This window comes from Patiriisocius sp. 208BN25-11, assembly GCF_058147145.1.
This window is the reverse complement of the sequence record NZ_JBYVJY010000080.1, coordinates 1-261: the sequence shown is the minus strand read 5'-3', so window position 1 is coordinate 261 and position 261 is coordinate 1. Positions and strand designations below refer to the sequence as shown.

The window sequence follows — 261 nt, the reverse complement described above, 5'->3', positions numbered from 1 at the left end:
ATTCTGCATTTACAACTGTATAATCTGCCCAATCATCAAAACCAGCAATACCTTTGGCATCTAAATTATACACTAATGCAGTACCATCTTTCATTTTATATGTACGTGTTTTTACTTTGTTCTCTTCTTCTGAATTTTCTAATACTTTATTAGTATCTGTATTAGAATTATTACTAACAACCTCTACAACCTCTTCTTTATTTTCTGTAGTTTTCTTTTTTGCATTATCACAAGAAACTAATGTAAAACTAGATATGGTTA

1 protein-coding gene is annotated in these 261 nt (G+C 28.4%); it reads right to left on the bottom strand.

What is annotated here, in order from left to right; translation table 11 throughout:
- A partial coding sequence (locus ACY2RS_RS15640; RefSeq protein WP_490099594.1) for a hypothetical protein occupies positions 1 to 261 on the bottom strand: 261 nt, incomplete at both ends.